The organism is Chitinophaga japonensis (assembly GCF_007830125.1).
Taxonomy (GTDB): Bacteria; Bacteroidota; Bacteroidia; order Chitinophagales; family Chitinophagaceae; genus Chitinophaga; species Chitinophaga japonensis.
In genome coordinates this window covers 63411-90065 of sequence record NZ_VLLG01000008.1, presented here as the reverse complement: position 1 = coordinate 90065, position 26655 = coordinate 63411, and the positions used below count along the sequence as shown (strand labels likewise).

At 54.4% G+C, this 26655-nt stretch carries 21 protein-coding genes; 7 read left to right on the top strand and 14 right to left on the bottom strand.

The features are described from left to right. Positions 1-4 precede the first annotated feature (4 nt). Genes LX66_RS27370 through LX66_RS27360 form a run of 3 tightly spaced genes read right to left on the bottom strand, consistent with a single transcriptional unit; the run spans position 5 to position 6076 of the window. The gene (locus LX66_RS27370; protein WP_145719482.1) at positions 5-1468 is read right to left on the bottom strand and encodes a RagB/SusD family nutrient uptake outer membrane protein; all 1464 of its coding nucleotides are present in this window, start codon (positions 1466-1468) and stop codon (positions 5-7) included. A gap of 12 nt (positions 1469-1480) precedes the next feature. Beyond that, the gene (locus LX66_RS27365; RefSeq protein ID WP_244620531.1) at positions 1481-4984 is read right to left on the bottom strand and encodes a SusC/RagA family TonB-linked outer membrane protein; all 3504 of its coding nucleotides are present in this window, start codon (positions 4982-4984) and stop codon (positions 1481-1483) included. Between the two features lie 54 nt (positions 4985-5038). After that, positions 5039-6076, bottom strand: coding sequence for a FecR domain-containing protein (locus LX66_RS27360; RefSeq protein ID WP_145719481.1), 1038 nt, complete (start codon positions 6074-6076; stop codon positions 5039-5041). Between the two features lie 153 nt (positions 6077-6229). On the opposite strand from LX66_RS27360, the gene LX66_RS28705 reads away from it, so the two are divergent. Beyond that, a complete protein-coding gene (locus tag LX66_RS28705) occupies positions 6230-6439 on the top strand; it encodes a DUF433 domain-containing protein (RefSeq protein WP_145719480.1) in 210 nt (69 codons plus the stop codon). Between the two features lie 54 nt (positions 6440-6493). Further along, positions 6494-6784: a DUF5615 family PIN-like protein gene (locus LX66_RS28700; RefSeq protein ID WP_158642781.1), complete on the top strand. Its 291-nt coding sequence runs from the start codon at positions 6494-6496 to the stop codon at positions 6782-6784. Position 6785: 1 nt separating this feature from the next. Here LX66_RS28700 and LX66_RS27350 read toward each other — a convergent pair whose 3' ends face one another. Both LX66_RS27350 and LX66_RS27345 read right to left on the bottom strand, forming a co-directional pair. Next, positions 6786-7358, bottom strand: a complete 573-nt coding sequence (locus tag LX66_RS27350) for an RNA polymerase sigma factor (protein ID WP_158642780.1) — start codon at positions 7356-7358, stop codon at positions 6786-6788. Positions 7359-7389: 31 nt separating this feature from the next. Beyond that, positions 7390-8385: a glycoside hydrolase family 43 protein gene (locus LX66_RS27345; RefSeq protein ID WP_145719477.1), complete on the bottom strand. Its 996-nt coding sequence runs from the start codon at positions 8383-8385 to the stop codon at positions 7390-7392. A gap of 72 nt (positions 8386-8457) precedes the next feature. Between LX66_RS27345 and LX66_RS27340 the strand changes: the two genes are divergently transcribed. After that, positions 8458-9018 carry a flavin reductase family protein gene (locus tag LX66_RS27340; RefSeq protein WP_145719476.1) on the top strand — a complete coding sequence of 187 codons (561 nt, stop codon included), beginning with the start codon at positions 8458-8460 and terminating at the stop codon, positions 9016-9018. Between the two features lie 12 nt (positions 9019-9030). Here LX66_RS27340 and LX66_RS27335 read toward each other — a convergent pair whose 3' ends face one another. From LX66_RS27335 to LX66_RS27325, 3 genes are all read right to left on the bottom strand, one after another. Continuing rightward, a complete protein-coding gene (locus tag LX66_RS27335) occupies positions 9031-10650 on the bottom strand; it encodes a Na+/H+ antiporter (protein ID WP_145719475.1) in 1620 nt (539 codons plus the stop codon). Between the two features lie 41 nt (positions 10651-10691). Next, positions 10692-11366 (bottom strand): class I SAM-dependent methyltransferase, encoded by a 675-nt coding sequence (locus tag LX66_RS27330; protein WP_145719473.1) that lies wholly within the window; start codon positions 11364-11366, stop codon positions 10692-10694. A 94-nt stretch (positions 11367-11460) separates the two neighbouring features. Next, positions 11461-12726 (bottom strand): NAD(P)/FAD-dependent oxidoreductase, encoded by a 1266-nt coding sequence (locus LX66_RS27325; protein ID WP_145719471.1) that lies wholly within the window; start codon positions 12724-12726, stop codon positions 11461-11463. Between the two features lie 89 nt (positions 12727-12815). Between LX66_RS27325 and LX66_RS27320 the strand changes: the two genes are divergently transcribed. The 3 genes from LX66_RS27320 to LX66_RS27310 all read left to right on the top strand — a co-directional run bounded on the left by LX66_RS27320 (position 12816) and on the right by LX66_RS27310 (position 15170). Continuing rightward, a complete protein-coding gene (locus tag LX66_RS27320) occupies positions 12816-13682 on the top strand; it encodes a dienelactone hydrolase family protein (protein WP_145719469.1) in 867 nt (288 codons plus the stop codon). Positions 13683-13769: 87 nt separating this feature from the next. Beyond that, positions 13770-14369, top strand: coding sequence for a TetR/AcrR family transcriptional regulator (locus LX66_RS27315; protein ID WP_145719468.1), 600 nt, complete (start codon positions 13770-13772; stop codon positions 14367-14369). Positions 14370-14426: 57 nt separating this feature from the next. After that, positions 14427-15170, top strand: a complete 744-nt coding sequence (locus tag LX66_RS27310; protein WP_145719467.1) for an SDR family oxidoreductase — start codon at positions 14427-14429, stop codon at positions 15168-15170. A gap of 4 nt (positions 15171-15174) precedes the next feature. On the opposite strand, the gene LX66_RS27305 is transcribed toward LX66_RS27310, so the two are convergent. From LX66_RS27305 to LX66_RS27280, 6 genes are all read right to left on the bottom strand, one after another. Next, complete coding sequence (locus LX66_RS27305; RefSeq protein ID WP_145719465.1) at positions 15175-16548, bottom strand: hypothetical protein; 1374 nt, start codon at positions 16546-16548, stop codon at positions 15175-15177. Then, complete coding sequence (locus LX66_RS27300; RefSeq protein ID WP_145719463.1) at positions 16545-17033, bottom strand: hypothetical protein; 489 nt, start codon at positions 17031-17033, stop codon at positions 16545-16547. The genes LX66_RS27305 and LX66_RS27300 overlap by 4 nt, the downstream gene beginning before the upstream one ends. An 85-nt stretch (positions 17034-17118) precedes the next feature. Further along, a complete protein-coding gene (locus LX66_RS27295) occupies positions 17119-18069 on the bottom strand; it encodes a ring-cleaving dioxygenase (protein ID WP_145719461.1) in 951 nt (316 codons plus the stop codon). Positions 18070-18099: 30 nt separating this feature from the next. Continuing rightward, positions 18100-19002: an AraC family transcriptional regulator gene (locus LX66_RS27290; protein WP_145719459.1), complete on the bottom strand. Its 903-nt coding sequence runs from the start codon at positions 19000-19002 to the stop codon at positions 18100-18102. 411 nt (positions 19003-19413) lie between these two features. Then, positions 19414-21327 (bottom strand): sigma 54-interacting transcriptional regulator, encoded by a 1914-nt coding sequence (locus LX66_RS27285; RefSeq protein ID WP_145719457.1) that lies wholly within the window; start codon positions 21325-21327, stop codon positions 19414-19416. Further along, on the bottom strand, positions 21320-23593 hold the full coding sequence (locus LX66_RS27280) for a tetratricopeptide repeat-containing sensor histidine kinase (protein ID WP_145719455.1): 2274 nt from the start codon (positions 23591-23593) through the stop codon (positions 21320-21322). The genes LX66_RS27285 and LX66_RS27280 overlap by 8 nt, the downstream gene beginning before the upstream one ends. A 269-nt stretch (positions 23594-23862) precedes the next feature. On the opposite strand from LX66_RS27280, the gene LX66_RS27275 reads away from it, so the two are divergent. After that, positions 23863-26643 carry an outer membrane beta-barrel family protein gene (locus LX66_RS27275; RefSeq protein WP_145719453.1) on the top strand — a complete coding sequence of 927 codons (2781 nt, stop codon included), beginning with the start codon at positions 23863-23865 and terminating at the stop codon, positions 26641-26643. Positions 26644-26655: the final 12 nt, after the last annotated feature.

Here is a 26655-nt window from a genome sequence, read left to right as displayed (position 1 = left end):
TGCTTTATCTGTTACCAAATGCAATTTCATCGTCCGGGAACGGCAATACGAAAACAGTATTGCCGGCCGGTATCGTGCTGCCGAAAGGGCCGGGCATGGGCAGGTTCAGGCGCTTGTACATATAGAACACCTGTCCTTCCGCGAAGAATTCCTTGCGGGCCTCTTTTACCAGCTCCTGCATAAAAACGGTTTTGGACGGATCGCTCAGGGCGGCGCCGATACCCCTGTTCAGGCGCACCGTATTAAAATACTCCCAGGCTTTGGCAGGGTCCGCATCAAAGGTGCATTCCGCGGCGATGTAATACATCTCGCTGAGGCGCATCACCGGGGCCATCTGCTCATGCAGGTTCACATCAGGATCGCGGGTATATTTCTCCACCCGCAGGTAATTGCCGCCGGAGGCGGACTGCTCCAGGAACCATTGCTTGTAACGGAAGTCTTCTGCACCCACACCTCCTGTTTCATAGATGTTCTGCGCTTCCTGCAGGGACACGTACAGCGACGCCACGCCATTGCGCAGCAGCAGGCGCAGGCCCTCGCTGGCATTCGGAATGTAGCAGGCAAAGATCATTTCCTTGTACAGTACCCGGTCTTTCTTTTGCGCATCGGGATGCAGGAAATCCGCCTGTTGGGTCCAGGGAAATTTGTTGGCGTTGATCACTTCCAGCGCGTTGCTCAATGCATTGGCATGATCCCCCTTATAGAGGTAGATGCGCGCCAACTCACCGCATACCGCATAGTAGTTCAGCCGGTGCCGGCGCTCCTGCAGGAATAGCGCGCCATCCCGCTCCGTGGCGGAGTCCAGCGCGGCAGAGTAGCCTACTTTATAGCCGGGTGAGAGGATGGGGTCTGCCGTCCGCAGCAGGATCTTGGCTTCATTCAGGTCCTTCAGCATCAGTTCGAGCGCTTCCCCCGTGCTGTACATTTTGGGCACTTCTTTGCTGAAGGCGGTCACATAGGGAATGCCTTTCCCGTTGGGCTCCGATAAATAAGCGGGTGCAAACAGGCGCAGCGCATCAAAATGGCAGTAAGCGCGCATGGCCAACGCCTCTCCTTTTACCAGCGCATAGGTAACGGACGATAAAATGTCCTGCCGCGCATCTACGTACTTCAGTATAATGTTGCTGTTGGCAATCACGTTGTACAGCCCTTTCCAGGCGCTGTCCTTGCGGGCTATGAAATTCCCGTCCCTGTAATTGAGCAAAGCGGTTTGCCGGTATTGCAGGGGGTCCAGGGCCGACATGGTAAAATTCTGCGCCAGCACCTCCGGGAAACCGGTCAGCAGTTCCTTCCCGTACAGGTCCTCCCGGGAGCAGCGGCTGTACAGCCCGTTGAGGGCTTCCATAAACCCGTCTTCCGTGCTGAAGAGCGCATCCTCCGCCACTTCCGATTGCGGCCGCACATCCAGCCATTTTGAGCAGGAGGACAGCAGGGCCATTGTTATGATGAGTATCAGATACTTTTGCATGTTCAAAAACTTTTAGAACCTGGTTGATAATGAAAAGGTGAAGCTCCTGGCAAAAGGATAATCGATCCCTCTTTCTATTTTAACAGAAGACCAGTAGGCCAGGTCGTTCATGGTGAGCGCGCAGCGGAGGTTTTTCATCTTCAGCCGCTTGTAAACGGAGGCGGGCGCTTCGTAGGAGAGGAAAACGGATTTCAGCTCCACCCGGTTCTCCTGCTGCACAAAGCGGGATGAAGTAAGCGTCGTGCTTTTATCTGCAATGTCCTTGAAGAACACCTGGTCGCCCGGCTGCCGCCAGCGGGCCTCCAGCACGCGGCTGTCTGCATTGTACCAGGGGTTCGCATTCTCCACACGGTCTACCAGCGTCTGGTTGTAGATATCGCCGCCCAGCCTGGTGTAAAAGGATACTTCGATCATAAAGTTGCGGTACACGATGTTGCCGCCGAAATACCCGTCCAGCACCGGTGTCTGGTCGCCTACCGGCACGGTGTTGCGCACGTCGTAGTCATAGGTGCGCGTACCATCGCTGTTCAGGAATATCTCCCTCCCGTTTTCCGGGTCTATACCCAGGGAGCGCACGGCATAAATGGTGTTGAGGGACTGGCCTTCGCGGTAGCGCAGGAGCGGCACGGACCGCAGGTCGGGATTCTGCTGCTGCTGCTTGTCCACTTCATCGTTGTAGTTTTTGAGCGCATCGGATATTTTGGTGATCTCGTTGGTATTGCGCACCATGTTGAAGTTCAGGTTCAGCGCCCAGTGACGGCCGCGGAGCACGTTGGCGCGCATGTACAGCTCGAAGCCGCGGTTCACCATCTCGCCCAGGTTCTCCTTGTACTTTTCAAAACCGGCGGAAGGCGGTACGTTGATGTCGGCCAGCAGGTCGGTGGTCAGCTTGTGATAGTACCGGGGAGAAAAATAAACCCGGTCGTTGAAAAGGCCCAGTTCCAGGCTCAGGTCGTAGTTGTGGGTGCGCTGCCACTTCAGGCCGGAATTGCCGTAGGCCGCAAACACCGCGCCCACGCCGGTGGAGTACCAGTCGCCATTGTAATAGTTGTAGGTGGTATTGGATAAATAGGCAGGAAAAGCTACATCGCCGGTCAGGCCCGTAGTGGCTTTCAGCCGGAGCTGGCTCACGAAGGTGCCCTGCAGGAATTTTTCCTTGTGCAGGTTCCAGCCGATACCGTAGGACCAGAAAGGCGCCATGCGAGAGTCTGACCCGAACTTGGAGGAACCGTCCACGCGCAGGGTACCGTCCATCAGGAAGCGGTTCTGGAAGGAATAGTTGAAAGACAGAAAGGCGCCAGCCAGCCTTTGCTCCGTTACGCCGCCCAGCGGGGAGCTGTTATCCTCGTACTTGCGGGCAAAGGAAACATCCGTAAAACGGTCGTTGGTAAAGCCGCGCGCCGTAAAGCCCTTCTGCGTGGTCTTGATGGCCTGCATGTTCATACCCAGCGCAAAGTTGAGGAAATGATCCAGGTGAATGGTGCGGTTGTGGTTAATGGTAAAGCTCCCGTCCACCTGGTTATACTCCTCCGAGTTATAGCTATAGCGGCCGCGGTCTTTCAGCTTGTCACCCGTATCATTGAAAAACTCGTTGCTCAGGGGCGACGTAAACTTATCCGCAGACGCCTTGCGCTTGATCAGGCTGATATTGCCATTGATACGCCATGCGGGGGACGGGTTGTATTCCACGGAAAAAGCGTCCATGAACTCCAGGTACTCCGATTTGTTAAAGCTGCCGAGCGTGGCTTCATACATTGGGTTTAATACCGTTTCCAGCGCACTGGCGTTGTTATTGCCGGCGTCCCGGTAATTCCATTTGTCTATTTCCCGCAACAACCGCCCGGCAGCATCATAGATGGGATAGTAAGGATTCATGCGTACGTAGTCTGCAAAGGAGCCGTAAGGGGATTCCGTTCCATTCACCTGGGATATGGTGAACTGGTTGCGGAACAGCAGCTTGTGGCTTTTAGGATTATAGGACAAGGTATTGCTCAGGCTGTAACGGTCGCGGCCGGAGCCTTTCATCACCCCGTTGTTGGTCTGGTAACGCACATCCACACCGTAACGTACTGTGGGAGAACCGCCCTGTAATGAAACGGAATGCTTATGCCCGAAATCCGTGGTAACCGGCTGCGCCAGCCAGTAGGTATTGACGCCGCTTAGCACGTTACGTTTTTTGGCGTAGTACTGCCGCTCCAGCTCATCCGGGCTATCGACCCCGTTCTCTGTATACAATCCTGCCAGGCGCTCGTACTCCAGCTTCTGGCCGGCATCCAGCACGCTGTAGGCGGTCAGGTCGGGGGCCGTTACATTCAGCTCGTAATTATAGTACAGCTCCAACTGTCCTTCCTTAGGCGCCTTGGTCTGGATCACCACTACCCCGTTGGAAGCGCGGGAACCGTAGATGGCCGTAGCCGCGGCGTCTTTCAGCAGGGTCACCGTTTCTATGCGGTTAAAATCCAGGTCAAAGATGTTCTGTATGCTTACCTGGTAACCATCCAGCATGAACAGGGGCAGGTTGGTGACGCTGGCCAGTTGGTTGCGGCTCAACTGGCTGGCATCGCCGGTAGGCAGGGCCGTAGTGCCCCTTACGTTCACATTCGGCAACTGGTTGGGATTGGAACCGGCCAGGTTGTTCTCCACCAGCCGGAACGAAGGATCGTGGGCCTGTATACTTTGCAGGATGTTCTGCGGGTTAAAATGTTTCAGCTCTTCACCGGTGATCACGATGGCGGAGCCGGTGTAATTATCTTTCTGCAGCCGCTGGTAGCCGTTCACCACAAAATCTTTCATGGACTGTACTTCGGTAAGCAGTTTCACGTCAATGGCTGTACGTTTTTCCACTTTCACTTCCTGGGCTTTGTAGCCGATAAAGCTGAACACCAGGATGCCCTGCGGCGGTACGTTCCCCAGTTTGTAGCGGCCGTCCTCGCCGGTCTTGGTACCATTAAAGGTGCCTTTCACCACGATGGTTACGCCGGGCAGCGGCAGGCCGGTTTCATCGGTAACCTGGCCGGTAATGACGGCCTGCTGTAGTATACCGGATACTGCAGCAGGCGCTTGTCCACCGGCAGCCGGCGCATTCACGGGCACGATGTCCTGCGCGGGCTGTGCTGCCGAAGCAGCCTTTGATGACGGTTGCTCGTTTTGTTTTTTGTAAATGATGTACTGGTCCTGCGCGGCCTGTTCCGCTTCCAGGCCCAGGGGTGACAGGAAGCTGTTGAGATAGTCGGTAAAGCTGGTACCGGGCTCTTTGGCCGGCGGTGCATCTGCGTAGATGCCCTTGACGGTATTGCCTACATAATTGATGCGGATCTTATACCTGCGCTCCACCTCTGCCAGCCTGGTCCTGAGCGGCAGGCGGCCTTTGTTGTCCTTTTGTGCATAGCTGGCTGAATAGGTAAGGTCCGGTCCCTGGATACTGACTGCTCCAACAGCAGTCAACGGGCTACCCCATTGCATCAGCAGGGCCAAAGCAAGGCCACCACCGACACGTCCGGCGTAAAATTTCACCATAGCGTTAGATTAAGGTTGGTTATTGTATTTACGAAACTCTCTTAAGCTGTATTGTTATTCCCCTTTTGTTTTGCTGATCACATAAGTATTAACTCCTGTCTTTTCGATATGGACATCAAACGACCTGGCAAGTGTTTTAAAGAACACGGTTATATCATTCATCGGTATACTGCCTGTAAATGTTTGGGCGCCGAGGGCTTCATCCTCCAGCAGGATAGTAAGGCCCAGGTTGTCCTGCAATGACCGGATCACTTCCGCCACCGGCGTATCATTGAACAACAGCACGCGGTTGCGCCAGGAAGCATATACTTCCGGGTTCACCTTCTTGTTGGTCAGCTCCGCAGTGGCGGCGGAATAGGTGACCATATCGCCGGGCTGCATGGTGATAGGCACAGCGCCGTTTTCCGCCTTTTTCAGGGTGAGCTTTACCACGCCGTTGCGCAGCACCACCTGTGTTTTTACCCGGCGGGTGTTTACATTGAACTCCGTGCCCACCACCTGTATATTTACATCATCGGTATGCACAATGAAGCGGCGGTTGTCCTGCTGGTGGCGTACCGTAAAAAAAGCTTCTCCTCCCAGCCATATTTCACGGGGACCATTACCGTCCCAATCTTTGGCATAACGTAAGGTGGAATTTACATTCAGGCGTACTACCGAGTGGTCCGGCAGCTCAATGGTCTTCATCTCACCCATGCGGGTGGCGTAATGCACAGTACTGTCCCTGTTAAGCAGGAACAACGCAAAAGCAGCTATTAGAACACCGGACAGCACGGCGGCGTATGGCATCCAGCGACGCAGGCTGCGGGTTTTGATACGGGGCGATCCCGGCATATGTTGCGTTGCGGTGGCAATGCTCTGTAAAACTTTATCCCAGGTTTCTTTTTCATCCTGCGCGGCAGGAGCGTGAGACGGTCCGCCGCCTATCAGGAGCAGCATTTCCCTTGCTTTGTCCAGTTCCTCCCGCTTATCGGGATGCTGCCGCTGCCATGCTGACCAAAAGTTGGCGGCTTCAGCATCCTGCTCCAGCACCCATTTACGGAAAACCGGATCCTGTAAAAACTCTTCTATTGTAAAGTCCCTGAATGTCATCTATCGGTAGCTTAATTATATAAAGCACGGAACGGGGTAAATCTTAGCGTTATTTTTTAAATATTTTTGAGAAAGTTGTAAGTTATTGGGAGTCAATTGGAAAATCTCGTATATTTTTAGGAATGAAGCTATAGGAAGGATTATGTTGTATTTTTGTGGAGGCAAAGCAATAAAAATGGTAAACCCACTATAAAAAATACCCGGTATACAGTAGAATCAATACTGGAATACCTTGCTGGTGGAGATACTGTTGAAGATATCCTAAGCGAATTTACGGATCTGCAACGGGAGGATATTCTGGCTTGCATTGCTTATGCTACAATCTCCATGAAATTAAAGGACATTGAAATACCTGCGGCGTGAAGTTGCTGATAGATGCCCATCTTCCTTCCTCTTTAGCCTCCTTTTTCAGTGGTCATGACGTGCTTCATACCTCTGCGCTTGCCACCCGGTAACCTTACCCCGGACCGTAATATAAATGAACTATCCGTCCTGGAAAACCGCGCCTTAATAACTAAAGACTCGGATTTCTATTACTCCTATCTCTCCTCCCGGAAACCTTATAAACTCGTGTTGGTAAAACTGGGAAACATGCGTCTGAAAGAACTCAAAGGCTACTTCGAACGGAATGCAGACAAGATCACCGGGTTGCTGGAAGAACATTCGTTTCTCATACCGGAGGCAGACAGGATTAGGGTGCTTGAATAAACTATCCCAGCCACCAGCACAGCCCACATACTCCTATCAGCTTATCACTATGTTCCTTCAGGTATTTCAATGCTTTGGACAGCAGCACATAGGCCGAGTTCACGCTCAGCGACATGATCGCCGCCGTTTCCTGCGGGTCCAGGCCTTCGTAGTAGCGTAAGTAAAGGATCTCCCGCTGCCGCCGGGGCAGGCTGTTGATGACCCGCTGCAGCTTTTCCTTCCGCTCCCGGTCCGCCTGCTCGCCGATCAAAGTGGCTTCATGCGAAGGGGTAACAGACAGGCCCGTATCCTGCAGGCGGCTCAGCAGCCCCTGCTGTTGCCGCCCTATCTTCCGCTTCAGGGACGCCAGCAGGTAAAAACGGATGGAATCAGTAACAGTAAGGCGCTCCCGGCCCAGCCAGATACCGGTGAAAAGGTCATGGATAGCGTCCTTTACCAGGTGGCTATCGGGGCATAGCTTCATGCCATACCGGTACAGGGAACGGAAGTAAGTACTGTAAATGAAAGCCAGGGCGTCCTGGTCGCCTTCAATTACCCTGCTCCATAGCGCTTTATCATCCAGGCTGCCGTACAAATTGTCCCTGTTTAAGATAGTGCCAAAGTCGTTATTTGATCTTTACCGGCCGCACCCCTTCATTGGTTATTTTCACCGGCTCAATGAAACCGTCCTTGTCAAAATGCATTTCATCAATACATACCACGCGGTGGTTGGCGGCGGTTTCTGTCAGTGGCCGGCGGTGGTATACAATATACCATTTGTCCGTGCCCGGCAACCGGATCACGGAATGGTGGCCGGCGCCGGTGGCTACCGTGGTATCCTGCTGCAATATCTTGCCGATCCTTTTAAACGGCCCGGCAGGCGAATCGGCAATGGCATAGGCCACGGAATAGTCGGGGCCGCCCCAGCCGCCTTCGGACCACATAAAGTAATATTTCCCGTTGCGGATGAACATGAACGGTCCTTCCACGTAGCCCTCCGGCGTGATCTCCTTAAAAACGGTGCCATTGGCAAAAGGCTCAAAACCGGTAAAGTCTGGCTTCAGCCTTGCGATGTTGCAGTGCCGCCAACCGCCGTAGATCATATAATACTGCCCGTCCCTGTCATGGAATACAAACTGGTCTATCGGCTGCGCACCGTTGTGAAACCTGTCGATCAGCGGCTTGCCCAGGTAATCCCGGTAGGGGCCGCCGGGCTTGTCCGCCACTGCTACGCCAATACCGCCTTTCTCCGTGTCGCCCTGTATATCGTTGGCGGCAAAGAAGAAAAAGTACCGGCCGTCCTTTTCAAGAATAGCAGGCGCCCACATGGCTCTTTTGGCCCATTTCACAGCCGCCGTATCCAGTATATGCGGGTGCTTTTTCCAGCTACCCATATCGGTAGAGGAAAAAGCGTCAAAGAACACCTGCTTTTCATATTTATCGGAATAGGTGGGAAAGATCCAGTACTTATTACCGAAGATGGCCGCTTCCGGGTCGGCATACCACCCGGCAATAACCGGGTTGCCGGCACGGCCTTTGTGCTGTTTATGCTGTGCGGTCACGGGCATGGTGCCAATGTACATGCCTAAAGAGACGGCGATAACAAGCTGCAACTTTTTCATCCAGGTAAATGCTTTTAGTCAGGTAAAAGCCCCAAGATACAAAAAGACGGTTTTAATGCTAAATACCGTGTTATGAAGAGAAACTATAAAAAAGAGGACTTCCCGGTATGGAACGTACGCCGTTTCCTGGAGCCGGGCCCCATTGTACTGGTCAGCTCCTACTGGAAGGGGCAGCGCAATATCATGACCATGGGCTGGCATACGATCCTGGAATTTTCCCCCTCGCTGATCGGCTGCATGATCACCAGCGCCAACTACAGCTATGAGCTGATCCGGAAAAGCAGGGCCTGCGTGATCAACCTTCCGACCGTAGATATGATAGACCAGGTGGTGGGCATCGGCAACTGCTCCGGTGCGGATACGGATAAGTTCAAAAAATTCGGCCTTACGCCCGTGCAGGCATCCACGGTAGACGTGCCGCTCATTAAGGAATGCTACGCCAATTTTGAATGCAGGGTAGTGGACGATCATTTACTGCCGCAATATAACTTCTTCATCCTGGAAGTGCTGAAAGCGCAGGTGGCGGTGTACCCTAAATACCCGCGCACTGTACATTACCGGGGGGATGGCGTGTTCATGGTCTCCGGCAAGCACATTTCCATGCCTGAAAAGTTCATGCCGCAAAACCTGTAGCCCGGGCGCGGATCAATGTTCCTGCCCGTCCGCCTGCAGGCGCATCCGCTCTTCATCCAGGTCCAGCAGGCCAATGTATTTGCGGATAATGCCCTCATCCAGCTCTTCTTTCTTATTGAGGTCCTGCAGCAACTGGCGCTGCTCCAGGATAATGCCGGAATATACCTCGCGGAAGGTGGCCCAGTCTTCACGGGCTGCAGCTGCGCCGTCCGGCAGGGCCGGCTGGCCGGTCAGGCGTTTTACATCATGCTCCAGCTTCAGTTGCAGGCCCTGCAACTGCCCGTTGCTTTTTACCTGCTCCGCGTATTGTTCCTGCAGCATCCGCAGGGCAGTCATGGACAATTTTTTCCGCACAATCGCGTCCTGCTCCTCTTCCGATAGCTGGTAGTCCGGCTCCTCCATGTTCACCCAGCGTACCATCAGGGGCAGCGTAAGCCCCTGGAACACCAGCGTGATCAGTATAACCGTAAAGGTGATGAATAAGATAAGGTTGCGCTGCGGGAAAGGATCGCCATTGCCCAGGTATAAAGGAATGGACAACGCGGCGGCCAGGGACACCACGCCGCGCATACCCGCCCAGCCGAACAGCAGCGGGCCTTTCCACCCGGGATTGCTGTCCGCCGTAGTGATCACGCGGCTGATCACCCGGGTGAACACGGAGGCACCCAAAGTGCACAGCAGGCGTACCACCATCAGCACTACTGAGATCAATACCCCGTACCAGATAGCCTGCTTCAGGCTTACATCCCCCAACTGCTTAACGATGAACGGCAGCTCCAGCCCTATCAGCATAAACACCAGCCCGTTCAGGGCAAAGCCCACGGTAGCCCATACCGTTTCCCCGCGGAAACGGCTGCGGTAATCCAGGATAATATTGCTCCGCGTAGAGAGGAACAACCCGCCGCTTACCACCGCCAGCACACCGGAAAAGTGCAGGCGCTCCGCTACCAGGTACATGACATAAGGCGCTATGAACGACAGCATGATATCGATATTGGGCGTAGTAGGCAGCCAGCGGTAAATGGCAAAGAACACCAGCGCTACCGCCAGGCCGGTAAGAATGCCCATAATGATCACGATGAAAAAGCTGCTGACCGCTTCCCCGAAAACGAAATTACCGGATTCCACGGCCGCCAGGGCAAAACGGAAAACGATCAAACTGGACGCATCATTCAGCAGGCTCTCCCCTTCAATGATAGTGACCAGCCTTTTGGGCACGCGGATATGCCGCATGATAGAGGTAGCGGATACCGCATCGGGCGGGGAGATGATACCGCCCAGCAGGAAGCCCAGCGCCAGTGTAAAACCAGGCACCAGGCTGCCGGATACCAGCGCAATCACGCTGGAAGTAAGCAGCACGATCAGGAAAGCAAAGCTGGCAATGACCCGGCGCCATTTCCAGAACTCCTTCCAGGAGGTGTACCAGGCGGCCTCGTATAGCAGCGGGGGCAGAAATATCACGAAGATCAGCTCCGGGTCTATCCGTATTTCCGGCAGGCCGGGCACAAAGCTGAGGGCCAGTCCACCCAGCACCAGTACAATGGGGTAGGCAATCTTCAGCCGCTGCGACAACATTACCAGGAACAGGATGATCAGCAGCAGGAGGATGTAAAGACCAAAAAAATCATGCATGACATTGCGGCTTTTGAGGCAGCCGCACTAAAATAATATTTTTATGCAGATGCTGGTCCCCTGTACTCCAGCACGGCGCCTTTCAGAATCTGTTTTTTTACGAACGATGCTGTTTCCCTAAACCCCGCTTCCAGCCACAGGTGCTTGAACTGCGGGTTGGCGTACAATATTTTCAGGGGGCGCTCCCTGCGCACCAGGCTTTCAAATACCCGGTCAATGAATGCCTCCATCACCGTATCGTCAAACGGGTTAAACAGGAAGATCACGCCCACGCTGTCCGGAATCTCGTAATAACGGGCATCGGCACACGTAATGGTAAAGGAGGTACCAGGGTATTGCTGCGCCACCCCTTCGCATACCTGCCTGGCGGTGGCGCACAGTCTTTCGGAAAAATCAACGCCGGCGATGCTGCGGAACCCGTATGCTGCGCCAACGGCCAGCACCCGGCCCCTGCCGCAGCCTGCATCCAGCAGTGTGGTTTCCATATCCTTTGCCTGTAATTGATCAAACAGCCAGGTGGCAGTGTAGTAGTTCACCGGCTCGTAGATACTGAAATGCCTGCGCTCCGCAGATGGCAGGTGATCCGGCAGCGTATCCAGCCCAATGGTGCGGATGCCGTATTGCTTTTCTCCCTTTATTTCATGCCGGATGATAAAAACAGCTACGTCCCATCCCCAATACCAGGTGATATAAAAAAAATACAGCAGGTACCTCATGCAGTCTGTTTTATGGAAAGGCCGGTTGATAGCTGTCTATAAATTAAGCCATTATCCCGGTTTTTCCATAAAATCTTCGCGGCAGGCCCTGCCGTCAGGTCAGGTTCTCCTCATCCGGGCGGATGATCATCCGCAGGGACTGGTCCCTGCTGAAGTAAGCCACGGTCCAGTTGTACAGGGTCTTTAACCGGTTGCGGTAGTTGATCAGCGACATCAGGTGCACAAAAAGCCAGAGGAAGAAAGCGATAAAACCTTTGAAGTGCAGCGAAGGCGGCAGATCAGCCACGGCCTTGTTGCGCCCGATGATAGCCATGGAGCCTTTGTCGTGGTAGGCAAAAGGCGCCGGGGGCCGGCCTGCGGCCATGGCCTTGAAATTCCTGGCCAGGTGCTTGCCTTGCTGTATGGCTACCTGCGCCACCTGCGGATGGCCGTTCGGAAATTTGGCATCGGTCGTCTGCAGGCAGGTATCGCCGATAGCATAGATATTGGTGGTGCCCTGCACCTGGTTGAAAGCGTCTGTCAGCATCCTTTTGCCACGGCCATAACTGTCCGCCGGAATGCCGTCGAACACCCGGGCAGTGATGCCGGTTGCCCATATCAGGGATTTGGTGGGGATGGACTCCCCGCTGTCCAGTATGGCCATATCATCCACATAGTCCTTTACGCGGGTATTCAGCCGGGTTTTCACGCCCAGCTTGCGCACCGCTTCCAGCGTATTGCGCTGCGATTTTTCGCTCATGGGCGAGAGCAGGGCCTCGCTGCCGTCTACCAGGTAGATCTCCCCGTAAGCGCCCTTCAGCTCCGGGTAGTCCTTCTGCAGAATGGAGCGGCCCATCTCCGCCAGCATGCCGGATACCTCTACGCCGGTAGGCCCGCCGCCGGCGATCACGATGGTGAGCAGTTTCCTGCGTTCCTCTTCGTCCTGCGTAATGATAGCCTGCTCCATCTGCTGCAGCAGGCGGTTGCGCATGTCTATGGCATCGTGCAGGGTTTTCATGGGAATGGCGTGCTTTTTTACATTCTGCAGGCCAAAGTAATTGGTTTCAGCGCCGGTGGCAAATACCAGGTAATCATAATGCAACTCGCCGTTGGACAGCACCACCTTGTTCTCTTCCAGCACCACCTTTTTCAGCTCTCCCAGCCGGAAGAAAAGATTGTGCTTGTGCCGGAACAGCTTCCTGAACGGATAGCTGATGCTGGAAGGCTCCAGGAAAGCCGTAGCCACCTGGTAGATGAGCGGCGGAAAGAAATTGTAGTTGTTCTTGTCTACTAATGTTACGCGATAATGCTTATTGCCTCCCAATGACCTTGCCAGGTTGATGCCCGCAAAGCCACCACCAATAATGATGATATCCTTCATATACCCAATATTTGCTTTATGGCCTATAAAACATTAAATTTAAGACTACTTTCCCATGTTATCACCACGCTTCATATAAACTTATTCTTATGGACCAGCGCATCATCCACCTCTTTGACGAGTATACCCATAAACCGCTGCGGCGGGATGAGTTCATCAGCCGCCTGGTAAAACTAACCGGCAGCATGGCCGCCGCCATGTCCGTACTGCCGCTGCTGGAAGTGAACTATGCCCATGCCGCCACGGTGCCGGAAAACGCGCCCGGCATCAACGGGCAGGATATTACCTACGAAGGCGACGGCACTACCATGAAAGCCTACCTGGTAAAACCGGAGGCGGCAGGCAGCGCAAAAAAAGGCGCCGTGCTGGTGATACATGAGAACCGCGGACTGAATCCCCACATCCGCGATGTGACCCGCCGGGTAGCGCAGGCCGGTTATATTGCCATGGCGCCGGATGCCCTCTCCCCTTTTGGCGGCACCCCGCAGAACGAGGATGAGGCCCGCAACCAGATCGGCCAACTGGATGCCGTGAAAAACCGGAACAGTTTCCTCAAAGGGCTGGACTACCTGGCCGCCCTGCCGGAATGTAACGGCAACACGGGTTGCGTGGGCTTTTGCTGGGGCGGCGCCCTTTCCAACCAGTTGGCGGTGCACGCTCCCAACCTGAAAGCAGCGGTAGCTTATTACGGCCGGCAGCCGGACGCCGCTGCGGTGCCCAACATCCGGGCAGCAGTGCAACTGCATTACGGCGGGCTGGACGAGCGCATCAATGCCGGCATACCGGCCTATGAAGCGGCCCTGAAAGCCGCCGGTGTACAATACGAGCTGTATGTATATGAAGGCGCACAGCACGCCTTTAACAACGATACCGCCCCTACCCGTTACAACAAAGAAGCCGCACAACTGGCCTGGGGCAGAACCCTGCGCTGGTTTGAAACCTACCTGGGAGCATAACCTGCATGACAAAGCAACAGGGTATCCCTATACGCCCATAGATAAAATAAATTTCTTCGGATACCGATCGGTATCTATATTTGCAGCATGCCATTCGAACCGAAATCCTCCCAAACCCGGCAATGGATCATTGAAACCACCGCGGAGCTCTTTAACAAAAAGGGATACGCAGGTACGTCCATCTCCGACCTGACAACCGCTACCGGTATGACCAAAGGCGCTATCTACGGCAATTTCGAGAACAAGGAAGATATTGCAATAGCCGCTTTTGAGTACAACCTGCAGGCGCGCATCAACATTATCCGGCAGGAGCTGGAGAAAGCCACCAGCTACCGCGACAAGCTGCTGGTGTATGCCAATGTATTCCGGCCCTCCCGGAAATTCCCCTTTCCCGGCGGCGGCTGTCCCATGCAGAATACCGGGATAGAGGCGGACGATACCCATGAGCTGCTGCGCGAAAAGGCGGCACAGGCGCTGGAGCAGTGGCGCAGGATGCTGGAAAACCTGGTGAACAAAGGCATTGCGGCCGGCGAGTTCAGGCCCGGCACTCCCGCGCGCAGGATCGCCACGTCCATCATCGCCCTGGCAGAAGGCGGTATCCTGCTGCAGGGCGTTAGCAGGAAAGCAAAGGACCTGGAGCTGGCCCTGGACACTGTGGAAGAGATCATCAACGGCATTTCGGTATAAAAATTTTTTTACCCATTCAGATACCGATCGGTATCTATAACACATAAAAAACAAAAAATGAAAACGCAGAACAACACGATGCTCGTAACAGGCGGCAGTGCCGGGATTGGCTTTGCCATAGCCAAGCTATTCAACGAAAAAGGCAACAAGGTGATCATCACCGGCCGCGACGCCTCCCGCCTGGAGCAGGCCGCTGCCCAACTGCCCGGCGTAACACCGCTGATAAGCGATGTAACCAGTGAAGCGGATGTAGACAAATTAGTGGAAACACTGCGCACGCAGTTCCCTGCATTAAATGTGCTGGTGAACAACGCGGGCTATGCCGCTTACTACCAGTTGGCAGGAGGTGGGGAAAACTGGCCGGAGGCCCAGGCGGAAATGCATACCAACTACCTATCCCTGGTACGCCTGACGGAAAAGCTGCTGCCCCTGCTGCAGCAACAGCCCGCAGCCGCCGTGGTGAATGTTTCCTCCATCGTGGCGTATGCGCCCGGGTTACGATTGCCCACATACAGCGCCAGCAAAGCTGCCGTACATGCCTATACCCGGGTGCTGCGGCTAGCCCTGCAAGATACGCCGGTGAAAGTATTTGAGCTGATGCCGCCACTGGTGAATACCAGCTTTTCCGCTGCCATCGGCGGGGAGAACGGTATTCCGCCGGAAACCGTGGCGCAGGAGTTGCTTGCACACATGGAGCGGGACGAGTACTCCATTCACGTGGGCGATACGGCCAACATCTATGCGCTGCTGCGCGAATCACCCGATAAGGCCCTGCTGGCGCTCAACGGTATTCCGGCATAAAAATTTATCCCAGCTTGCTTAGGCGGCCGGAAAGGCCGGTGAGCAACCGGTTATGGGAAAGGTAGAGCAACATGGGGGGAAATATCTTGAACAGCGCCCGCTTGGTGGAATTGTCCAGGTCCATCAGGGGCAGGAGGAAACCGAGAAAAGGCAGCCCCAGGTACACCACCAGCACGGCGTACAGCCAGATACCGGCCATGCGCGAAAACCGCAGGCGGTAACAGATGGCTTCCGCCAGCAACAGCGCCAGGAAGAGGGGGATAAAGTAGCCGTACAATGAAAATCCCCAACTGCTGAAAATAAGGCGGGTATGCATTTTCAGGAAGCGGTCAAAGAAAGGATGCAGGTCCAGCAGGTGGGGGTTCACCAGCCCGCCCACTTCATAAACCTGCGGCAGGTAATACCCGTTATACAAGGTAATGGAAAGCAGGTACAGGATCACCGGGGGCAGTACAAACACGCTGCTGTTCAGCACCTGCCGCCCCGTGATCCGCCAGCTTCCTGCCTGCATGTACAGGACCAGGGGAAGGAAGAAGCAGGCCAGCACCAGCGTTTCGCTGCGGACATAGGTGGCAATGCCCATAATAAACCCGGCAAATGCCAGGTAGTTATACGCCTTGTTCCTGTCATACAGGGTCAGGAAGTAGACCGACAAAAAGAAAAAAACAGCGTTGGTGTAGTCAAACAATACAATGAACGTATAGGCGTACATAACCGGTATGGCCAGGAAACATAGCAGCAGCACCCCGGCCAGCAGCCGGTGCACGTTTTCGCACAGCAACTGGTACAGCAGGAGCAGGAAGGCCCCGAAAACCACGGAGAGCCATACCTGCCCGAAGGGAAACCCGGCGTACTTGTAAACGATCTGCAGGCTGGTAATAAAAGCAGGCTTGTATGGATTATTGGTGCTGCTCAGGTCCACGCTGAAAGCGGAGTTTACCATGGTTTGCTCCCTTACCGCATACTCGGCGATCACTTCCGGGCCGGAGGTCAGATCGCGGGGATAGGGCGGATAATAATAACAGCGCCAGGCGCTGACTGCGAAAATAAAGAGCAGCAGCAGCACAAAAGGCAGCTCATACCCTTTCATACGGATACGGATACCCGCAAAAAAGGCCTGCCACTGGGGCAGGCTGCGCTCCAGGCGCATGTTCAGCAACAGGGCCGTGAGCACCAGCGCGCTCATTACATTCAGCAGGCTCAACGGAATGTACAGCAGTTGCAGCAGGAAGGGCACCAGGGAGCATACGGCCACGCCCAGCAGCAGGGCAACAGGAAATTTGATCCCGTTCCGCAACCGGATATTGAACAGGCTCAATATCCCGATGCCTGCTATGAATTGCAGTATGGTTAACAGCAGCAATGATACGATGCTCATAAAGTGATCTTATATTTTCTGAATTCCGCCAGGACTGCGGATAGCTGTTCCCGGTTCCTGATCCGGCGGATCACCAGCGCCCTGCGCTTCATTTCCACAACATGGGTAATGGCTGCGGTATCCTTTGTATCGGGCCATACCGTTTTCATGCCGGTATAATAGTAGAACACCGCCGGCTCTGGCACATGGTAGTTCAGTCCTTTTTTCCGGAAATAAGGGGTGGGCGGCAGCAGCACCACTACCTTTTCCTTTTGGCGCTCCTTGCGGAGGGCCAGGGCAATGGCTTTGGACAGCGTATACATATTACCCAGCCGCTCGGCTTTGCGCTGCTCCAGCCCCGGGCGGAACACCTGCCTCCTGCAGTCGTTCCAGTACCCCCACAGGTCCTTATACCACTCCAGGTTCACCGCTATCACCAAAGCAACAGACAGCAGGCCGGCCAGGAGCAGCAGCAGGTTTCCACGTGCACGGTTATTGATTTGCATCTGCGGTCATTCTTCATTCCATTAAAAAAGCGCATTATCTCCTGCAAGAATAATGCGCTTTTTTCAGAAAGAGACGTTCAGGGAACTAAAATTTATCCGGGGCCAGGATCACCGGCACTACCGCCTGTTCTATTTCCGCCCTTCTCGGCTCGTATTGCGGCGGCAGTTTCAGCGCTTCGCCCAGGTGTGCCGGGCTTTCATCCACGGCAAACCCCGGCCCGGCAGTGGCGATCTCGAACAGCACGCCGCCGGGCTCCCGGAAATAAATGGAGGTAAAATAATTCCGGTCCAGCACCGGCGTGGGGTTCAGCATGCGCTTCACGATCCGCATGCGCACCTCTTCCTGCGCCCGGGCATTGGGCGTGCTGAAGGCAATGTGATGCACGGTGCCGGCGCCGGCCAGCCCTTTTAAGCTGTCCGGGGAGCAAAGGATATCCACGTAATTGCCGGGGGAGTCTGTAGCCGCAAAGCGGAAACGGTTGCCCTTTTCCGCTATCAACCGGTGGTCCAGTTGCTCCGTAAGCAGCCCCGCGGTGCGCTCATAGCCTTCCTCCCAGATCTCTACATTGTAAAAACCGCGGATGGCGTACTCCGGCGGGATGCGGCCATAGGTAAAACCGGGCCGCTGATCCTTGTCGTTAAACACCAGCTCCAGGCCCAGGCCGTCCATATCCTCCAGGTATACCACTACTTCTCCCTCAAATCTTTCCTGTGGCTGTTTGCAGGCGATGTTAAACCGTTGCAGGCGCTCCAGCCAGAAGTCCAGGCCCTCCAGCGGCACGGAAAAGCTGGTGGTGTTCAGCATGCCCTTGCCATGCCGGCCGCGGGTAAGGCCCTGGTAGGGAAAGAAAGTAAGGATGCTGCCGGGCGTGCCTGCTTCGTCGCCATAATAAAAATGATAGACCTCCGGCGCATCAAAGTTCACGGTTTTCTTTACCATGCGCAGCCCGAGGATGCCGGTATAAAAATCAACGTTCTTTTGCGCATCCGCCGCGATGGCCGTTACATGATGAATGCCTGTTACCAGTTTTTCCATATAATATTAAAGTTATCAATTAGTATCGTTTCAGCAAGGCTGCATCATGGCTTTCCGGAATGCGGTAAAGCTGCTGCCGGATACATTCTTGAAGAACTTGCTGAAGTGCGCAATATCGTCAAATCCCAGGTGATAGGCAATCTCTTTCATGCTGGCATCTGCGTACATGGCCTGCCTTTTGGCTTCCAGCACAATGCGCTGGCGGATGTGATAGCTGGCCGGGAAACCGGATACTTTTTTCACGATCTCGTTGAGGTAATTGGAGGTCACGAACAGTTCTTCCGCATAATCGCTGACCATTTTCCAGGAGGCATAGCGCTTTTCCAGCAGGGCCAGGAAACGGCTGGCCAGCTCCCCGTGCTTGCTGCGGCTGCTGTAGCGGCCGGGCTTTTCAAACTGCCGCGCAAGGTAGATCAGGAATATTTTCAGGAAGCCTTTCAGTATTTCGGCGCGCAGCAGGCAGCAGTTATCATATTCCCGGGTCATTTTCTCCATGATCTCCTCCATTTCGCCGGCCATGGCCCGGCTCACTTTAATGACCGGCAGGGGCGAACAGGCGTGAAAAAGCCCCATATTGTTCAGCAGCGTAAAATTATGCTCCTGCAGGCACAGGAATTCCGTGGTAAAGGAAAGCACATAACCGCTGACGCCCTCCGCGGCATTGAACAGGAGTATCTGGCCCGGCGCCAGGCAGTAAACAGTCTCGCCTGTAATATCGTACTGCTCCAGGTCGGCCAGGAGCGCGCCCCTGCCCTGCCTGATCCATATGATCATATAGTGATTGTGCCGGCGCGGTGCGGCCTGCTGTCCCCAGCGGTGTTTCAGGGTCCATTCAAGGGTGCGGATCTCGAAGGGAAGCACAGAACCGGTAGCCGGCTGCTGCAACGCGGCGCCGCTCCGGATCACGGCAGTTGGTCTGTTAAGGGTGTGCATGGCAACGCAGTTTTATTGGGATAATATGTTACAACACAGGCCCTTCCATTTCCGTACCGGAAGCGCCCGGTAAAGGCACGCGCCGGTACGGCAGGATATAACAAATTGAAAAAGAGTCTATTAACCTAATGGAATCAACAAGCAGGTGCGCTGGTGGTGGTTTTATTACCTCCGATTTTTTCGGAGCCCTTTCATAATATCACGATGATCCGGGAATGACCGCTCCTCATAAACCGGGATAAGTACAACAGAATCCGTTATTTCGCTATTCTTTCGCATTTTTTTTCGTTGCACCTTTGATGACAGATTAGAACGAACTGATAATATATACGCACAATCCATGTGCTTGTTTTTAACAGTGTAACAGTTGTAGGTTTAGGTACAGGCCGGGATATTCTTATTCCGGTTCTTTTATTTTATCTCCTCTTTGCGGATGCCCAGCCTGGCGATCCTGGACTCCAGGGTAGTAGGGTTCAGGTTCAGCAGTTGCGCCGCGCCGCTCTCCCCTCGTATACGGCCATTGGTTTTCTTCAGTACGGAAAGGATGTAAGCGCGTTCCGTATCCTGCAGCAATTTCTTCACATCCGTGAATGTTTTGACCGGCGCCTGTTCCAAAGGAGCTGGCTGTGGCGGTGCAAACAGGCCGTTGCCCAGCGGGCGTTTTAACTCCAGCGGGGACACGCCGTTGTTCAGGATAACGGACTGCTCTATCACATTTTCCAGCTCACGGATGTTGCCGGGCCAGTGCCAGGCTTCCAGCTCGCTCATCATTTGCGCGGAAATGCCGGGAAAGCGCTTTTTGACCCGGCTGCAGCATTGCTCTGCAAACGACAGGGCCAGGGGCCGGATGTCTTCCGGGCGCTCCCGCAGGGGCGGCAGCAGGACCGGGAACACGTTCAGGCGGTAATACAGGTCCAGCCGGAAGCGGCCTTCCGCCACTTCTTTTTCCAGGTGGCGGTTGGTGGCGGCAATGATGCGCACATTAATCTTCACCGGGCTTCTGCCGCCTATGCGCTCTATTTCTTTTTCCTGCAACACGCGCAGCAGCTTTACCTGCAGCTCCAGGGGCATCTCCCCGATCTCGTCCAGGAAAATGGTGCCTTCATGCGCCTGCTCGAACTTGCCGATCCTTTTATCCGCTGCCCCGGTAAATGCGCCCTTTTCGTAGCCGAACAGCTCGGATTCGATCAGGTTGGAAGGCAGCGCCGCACAGTTCACCTTTACCAGCGGTTTGTGACTGCGGGGCGATAGCCGGTGAATGCTTTGCGCGATCTTTTCCTTGCCGGTACCGCTTTCACCCAGTATCAGCACCGAGGTATCAAAGGGCGCTACCTGGGCCACGTGGTCCAGCACATGCAGCAGGCGGTGACTGCTGCCGATAATGCCGGTAAAGTTTTCATTAGCGGGGACGCCGGGCAGCACGGCAGGACCGGTGGATTGTTTCACCGCCGGCGCCACAGCGGCCTGCAACAGCGGCTGCAGGCGGCCCAGCAATGCCTGGTGCGCTGCCTGGTAAGCATCCGGGCGCCGGCTGTAAAAGGAAAAGGCCGTTACCTCCCCATTGGCCAGCAGCAAGGGCATCACCAGGTGGGATTCCAGCCCGAAGGTCCGCGCCAGCAATTGCCGGAAGGGATGCCGCGCGCACAACCGCTGGAAATCCTCCCGGTTGTACCAGGCCACCGTATGGTCCGGCGGAGCAGCGGCCTGCAGGGTTTCCAGCGCGGCCTCCCGCTGCCCGGATATCACGGATAATTCCCTGTTGCCTATTACCTGGTATTCATCAAAACCGATCCTTAAAAAGCCCAGCGGGCCGGCGGCCAGGTAATCGAACGGCACATGGGATTGCAGGGCCATGGCCATTTTCAGCAGCTTTTCTTCATAGCCGGACTCTTCCGCCATCATGCGGCTAAGCGCTTCCTGCAGGCGTGTTTCCCGGTGCAGCGTGGATTCCAGGCTGTGCTCATGGCGGTAGCGGGCCACGTCCAGCGTTACCAGCACATCCTTTTCCCGGAAAGGCTTTACCAGGAAGCCGTAGGGCTGCGTAGCCTTGGCCGCCTCCAGCACTTCCTGGTTGGAATTGGCGGAAAGGTACACGAACGCAATATGCTGCTCGCGGAGTTGCTGCGCCAGGTCAATACCGGTAAGCTTACCCTTCAGGTAAATATCCAGCAGCACCAGCCCGGGATGATGCTGCGCAATAATATCCAGCGCCTCCGGCACGGAAGCTGCAATACCGCATACCTGGTAGCCCGCCTTCTGCAATATCAGGCGAAGGTCGTTGGCCACAATGTACTCGTCTTCTACGATCAGTACTTTTTCATTCATAGGGGATCATTTCATTGATAATAGCGGAAGTAGCCATGAATTGCACGGCGATAGCCAGCCCGGCATCCTGCCGCATCTGGAAGCTGCCGCCCAGTTGCCTGCTCAGCCCCTGCATCAGGCTCATGCCCAGGGAATTGCTTTTGCCCGGGTCAAAGTCTGCCGGCAGCCCGATGCCGTTATCCGCAATGGCCAGGAGCAGGTGCCCGTCTGCAGCATGCCGCAGGGTGACGGTAATACAGCCGTCACGCTCCCCGGGGAAAGCGTACTTGATGGCATTGGTCACAGCTTCGTTCAGTATCAGGCCCAGGGGCACGGTTTGCGATACGTCCAGCTTCACCGCGGCGATCCGCAGCTCAAAGCGGATATGGCGGGTATCAAAACTGCTGCGCAGGTAATCTACCAGCTCCCTTATATACACAGGCATGTCTATCAGCGCCACATTCTCGGACTGGTACAGCTTCTGGTGGATCAGCGACATGGCGTATACCCGGTGCTGGTTCTCCCGGATCACCAGCAGCGCCGCATCATTTTCCGTGTGGGCGGACTGGGTGTTCAGCAGGCTCATAACGATCTGCAGGTTATTCTTTACGCGGTGGTGCACTTCCTTGAGCAGCCATTGCTTTTCTTCCAGCAGCCGGTCCTTTTCCTTCACCAGCGCTTCCAGCGAATAGTTCTTCCGGTGGATCTCCTCCTGCTGGGCCTGCAGTTGCCGGTGGCTGCGCTGCTTCAAACGGTAACGGTTATATAATAATCCTACGATGGCCAGCAGCATAATAATACCGGCCAGTGTAAGGTTCCTTCCCAGGCGTGCCTGCTGCAGCCGGCTGCGCTCCAACTGGCTCCTGTTGCGCAGCAATTGTATGTCCTGTTCTTTCCTGGATGTTTCATAGCGTACCTGCAGCTCGGCGAGTTGCCGGCTTTTGGTTTCCGTGAAAATGGAATCCCGCAGCAGGTTATACAACTGCAGGTGCCGGATAGCGGACAGGTAGCTACCCGACGCTGAATCTACTTTAAAGAGCGCCAGATGGGTATCTCTCTTCCGGTTGATAGCGCTGTTTTTCCCTGCCGGAAGGGTCAGCAGCTTGCGCAGGTAGTAACCGGCTTTATCATACTGGCGGCGATCTGTATAAAACTTGCCGATGGAGTAGTATACCTCCTGGCTGTAGGAGATGTTGCCCTTTCCCATCTGTTCCTCCCAGTGCATCATTTCCAGGTAATACCTTTCCGCCAGCGTATACCGGTGCAGGGCCTTGTAACAGTCGCCCAGGGCCCGGGCCACCGCTCCCTTGTCCACCATGCTTTGCGGCGGGTCCTCTTTCACCGCTTTCCGGAGCAGCAGCAATGCTTCCTGCTGCTTCCCCTGCCAGATCAGGGACCGCACCAGGTGGCCGCAAACAACGTAACGGGAATGGGTATGCCTGGCTTTCTCGGTCGTAAACGCCCTGCTGTGCCAGTAGGTGCTTCTTTCATGGTGTCCCAGCTCGCCGTAAATGGAACCGATCCTGTTATAAAAGATGCCGGCATGTGCCGTATCCTTCACCAGTTGCATCTGCCGGATGGTTTCCATGGCGTAGGGGAGCGCTTTGTTATAGTTGCCCTGGTAGGTGCTGACAGCAGCCAGCAGGTCATAGGTGTATAGCAGCTTCCGGGAACGGACCGCCTGCTGCATACGCAGCAACTCCAGTAATTTAAGCTCCGCTGTGTCCAGCTTACCCCAGCGCAGGTATACGTCTGCAATCTCCTTTAACGCCTCCTCCTGTCTCAGCGTGTCCTTTACCTGCCGGCTGATAGCCAGCACCTCCCCGTGGATGCGCACCTTCTCGGGATAATTGCTATCCATCTCCGGCAGGAAAATGGCCAGGTACCGCAGCCAGGTCATTTCCTCCTGGCTGTTGCCCAGGCCGTGATAGTAAGCGGCTACCTCCCGGAAACAGGCCTTTCCCTGCTCCTGCTGCCCGCTCTCAAAAAATATCCTGCCCAGCAGGCCAATGCTGTAATAACGGGCAGGCATATCCTGTAAGGTCTCGCAGAGCTGCAGGGCATGCTGCACAAAGTAAAAAGCGCTGTCCAGGTCCTGTTTATGCTCATCCGGCCGGGTAAGATAATGTTCACCGAGCTTCCAGAGCAACGGCACGCGCCCGGCATCGGAAGTGCTTTTTTGCAATAGCGATCGCAACTCCCCCGGTAGTTGGCTGGAAGGCGTTTGGGCAGGGGATTGCAGGCAGACGAACAGCACAAGACAGGCTATTGACAGCACCCTCAACATATGAAAGGAATATGCAACATTGTACGTTCTAAAGATATTAAATAAATCAGTGAAAAGGAATACGTTATAAAGCTTTCAGCAGTTGCCCGGAGAACAGGCAATGGACAAACGCAGGCAAACGTTGTACATATCATCATAATCAGCAGGTAGTATAGCGCACTGTTCATTAAATTAACAGTTCTTTCACTATGTTTTTAAAATAATCTGATAGAATTTGTGGAATTTAGCTCCGTTCGCATCTTTAGAGCTAACCCTTTACATCCCGGCAAATGAAGACACTATCAACCCTTGTTTTCTGTATTGTAGTTCCCTGCCTGTGCTACAGCCAGCAAGCCTCCATAAAAGGCAGCATAGTGGATACCCTGAACCATCAAAAGCTGGCTAAAGCAGTGGTCACCCTGTTACAGGCCAAAGATTCCATGCTGTACAAGTTTACCCGCAGCGATGCCGGCGGCAATTTTTCCCTGGCGCCCCTGAAAGGCGGTAACTACCTGCTGTTGGTGACTGCACCCGGGTTTGCAGACTACGTGGAGCCCCTGACGCTAACGGACACCACTACACTGGCGCATGCTAATATTATCTTGTCACTGAAAAGCCGCCTGCTGCAGGAGGTAGTGATCAACCAGACCATTGCCGCTATTAAAATGAAAGGTGATACCACGGAGTATAATGCAGACAGCTTTAAAGTGCCGCCGAACGCCACGGTGGAAGACCTGCTGAAAAAACTGCCGGGCATACAGGTAGACAAGAACGGGCAGATAACAGCCCAGGGCGAAAAGGTACAGAAGGTGCTGGTAGACGGCGAAGAGTTTTTCGGTGACGACCCTACCCTGGCTACACAGAACCTGCGGGCAGACATGTTGGACAAGGTGCAGGTGTTTGATAAAAAAAGCGACCAGGCCACCTTTACCGGCATAGATGATGGTGAAAAGACCAAGACGCTGAACCTGAAGCTGAAAGACAGTAAAAAGAACGGCTATTTCGGAAAGCTCAGCACCGGCGCAGGCAACGACGGCTACCACGACAGCCAGGCCATGCTGAACATGTTCAAACAGAAACAGAAAATATCCGGCTACGCTATTGTATCCAATACCGGCAAAACCGGGCTGAACTGGCAGGAGCGGAACAATTTTGGCCAGAGCTCCGCGGACAATGTTTCTTATGATGAGACCACGGACAGCTACATGTTCTTTTCCACCTCCGACGACCTGGAGAGCTGGGATGGACGGTATAACGGCCGCGGCTATCCGCTGGTGCAGACCGGCGGCCTGCATTACAATAATAAATGGAACGAGGACAAGCAATCCATTAATGGCAACTACAAGATCATGCAGTTGTACATGAACGGCCACAGCGCTACCCGCTCCCAGTACCTGCTCCCGGACACCATTTATTATACCAATTCCAACGAACAGTTTTCCAACAGCATACTGCGCAACCGTGCCAATGGCATTTATGAGTGGCAGATAGACTCTTCCTCTTCCATCAAAATAACCGTGGACGGAGGGCTGGACCACAAGCTCACCAACAGCAGCTACAGCACGCAGTCCATTGCGGAAGACAGCTCCCTGGTGAACCAGAACAACCGACACATTGCTACCACCGGCGATGTACGGACGCTGAACAGCAATATCCTGTGGCGTAAAAAACTGCGCAAAAAAGGCAGAACCATCTCCCTGAACCTGATGGAACGCTACACCAACAACAGCTCCGACGGATACCTGAACGCCCTGACGGAATTTTACAAGGACGGCGGCGTGGAGGACATCCAGCGGATAGACCAGTACAAGACCAACAAAGGCGAAAGCATTTATTTCGATACAAAGCTCACCTACACGGAGCCGCTGTCCGCCATCTCCTTCCTGATATTCAACTACGGCATTGTGCTGAACAACAGCTACTCCGACCGGAACTCCTTCAACCTGGATGGCAATGGCAAATACAGCGAGCTGGATACCCTGTACAGCAGCGACTATACATTTAATATATTCACACACCGCGGCGGCATCAGTTACAGCCTGGTAGGCAAGAAGCTGCGTGTAAACTTTGGCGGCAATGTAGGCCTTACCAGCTTTGACCAGCAGGATATGCACCAGGGCGCCACCCTGCAGCGGGATTTCGTGAACTGGTACCCGCAGGCGAATATCGGCTATAGCTTCACCTCGCAAAGAAGACTGGGCTTTTATTATAGCGGTTACACCCGGCAGCCGGGCATTGAGCAGATACAACCCTTGCGGACCAACGAAGACCCGCTGAATGTGACGATCGGTAACCCGGACCTGAAGCCCCAGTTCTCCAACACGCTCCGCCTCTCGTTCAATGACTACCGGATGCTTTCCGAACGTGGTATCTGGGCCAGCATTTACTACAATTTTACCGGTAATGCCATCAGCAGCCGCAGCACCGTGGATTCCACCGGTAAAAGGACCAACCAGGCAGTGAACGTGGACGGCAACCGCAACGGCTCCCTGTACCTTGACTACTTCTTTAAGCTGAAGAAAACAGGTACACGCCTGGGCTTTAACGGCAACCTCCGTTATAACCGCTACATCAACTATGTGAACGACCTGCTGAACGAGACCAACAGCGGTAACTATACGGGCGGTTTTTACCTGAACCAGACCAAAGAGAAGCAATACGAGATCCGTTTCGACGCTTCCGCCACCTACACCAACAGCCGCTCGTCCATACAGCAGCAAATCAAGACCAATTACTGGACCTTCAACATCAACCCAAATGTAGATGTTTACCTGCCCTGGAAATTACAGGTGCATACCGACTGCAACTTCAACCTGCGGCAAAAGACGGCGGCGTTTGACAACAATAATAACGTGATCCTCTGGAATGCATGGATCGGCAAGAAGTTCCTGAAGAACGACGCGCTGCTGGTAAAAGCCTCCGTGAATGACCTGCTGAACGAGAACATCGGGTTTGACCGGCAGGTGAGCAGCAACTTTATTTCGGAAAACACCTACGGCACCATCAGCCGTTACCTGTTCCTGTCTGTTACCTGGAACTTTAACAAGACCGGCGCAGCCGGCAAACATTAACCGTAAAAAACA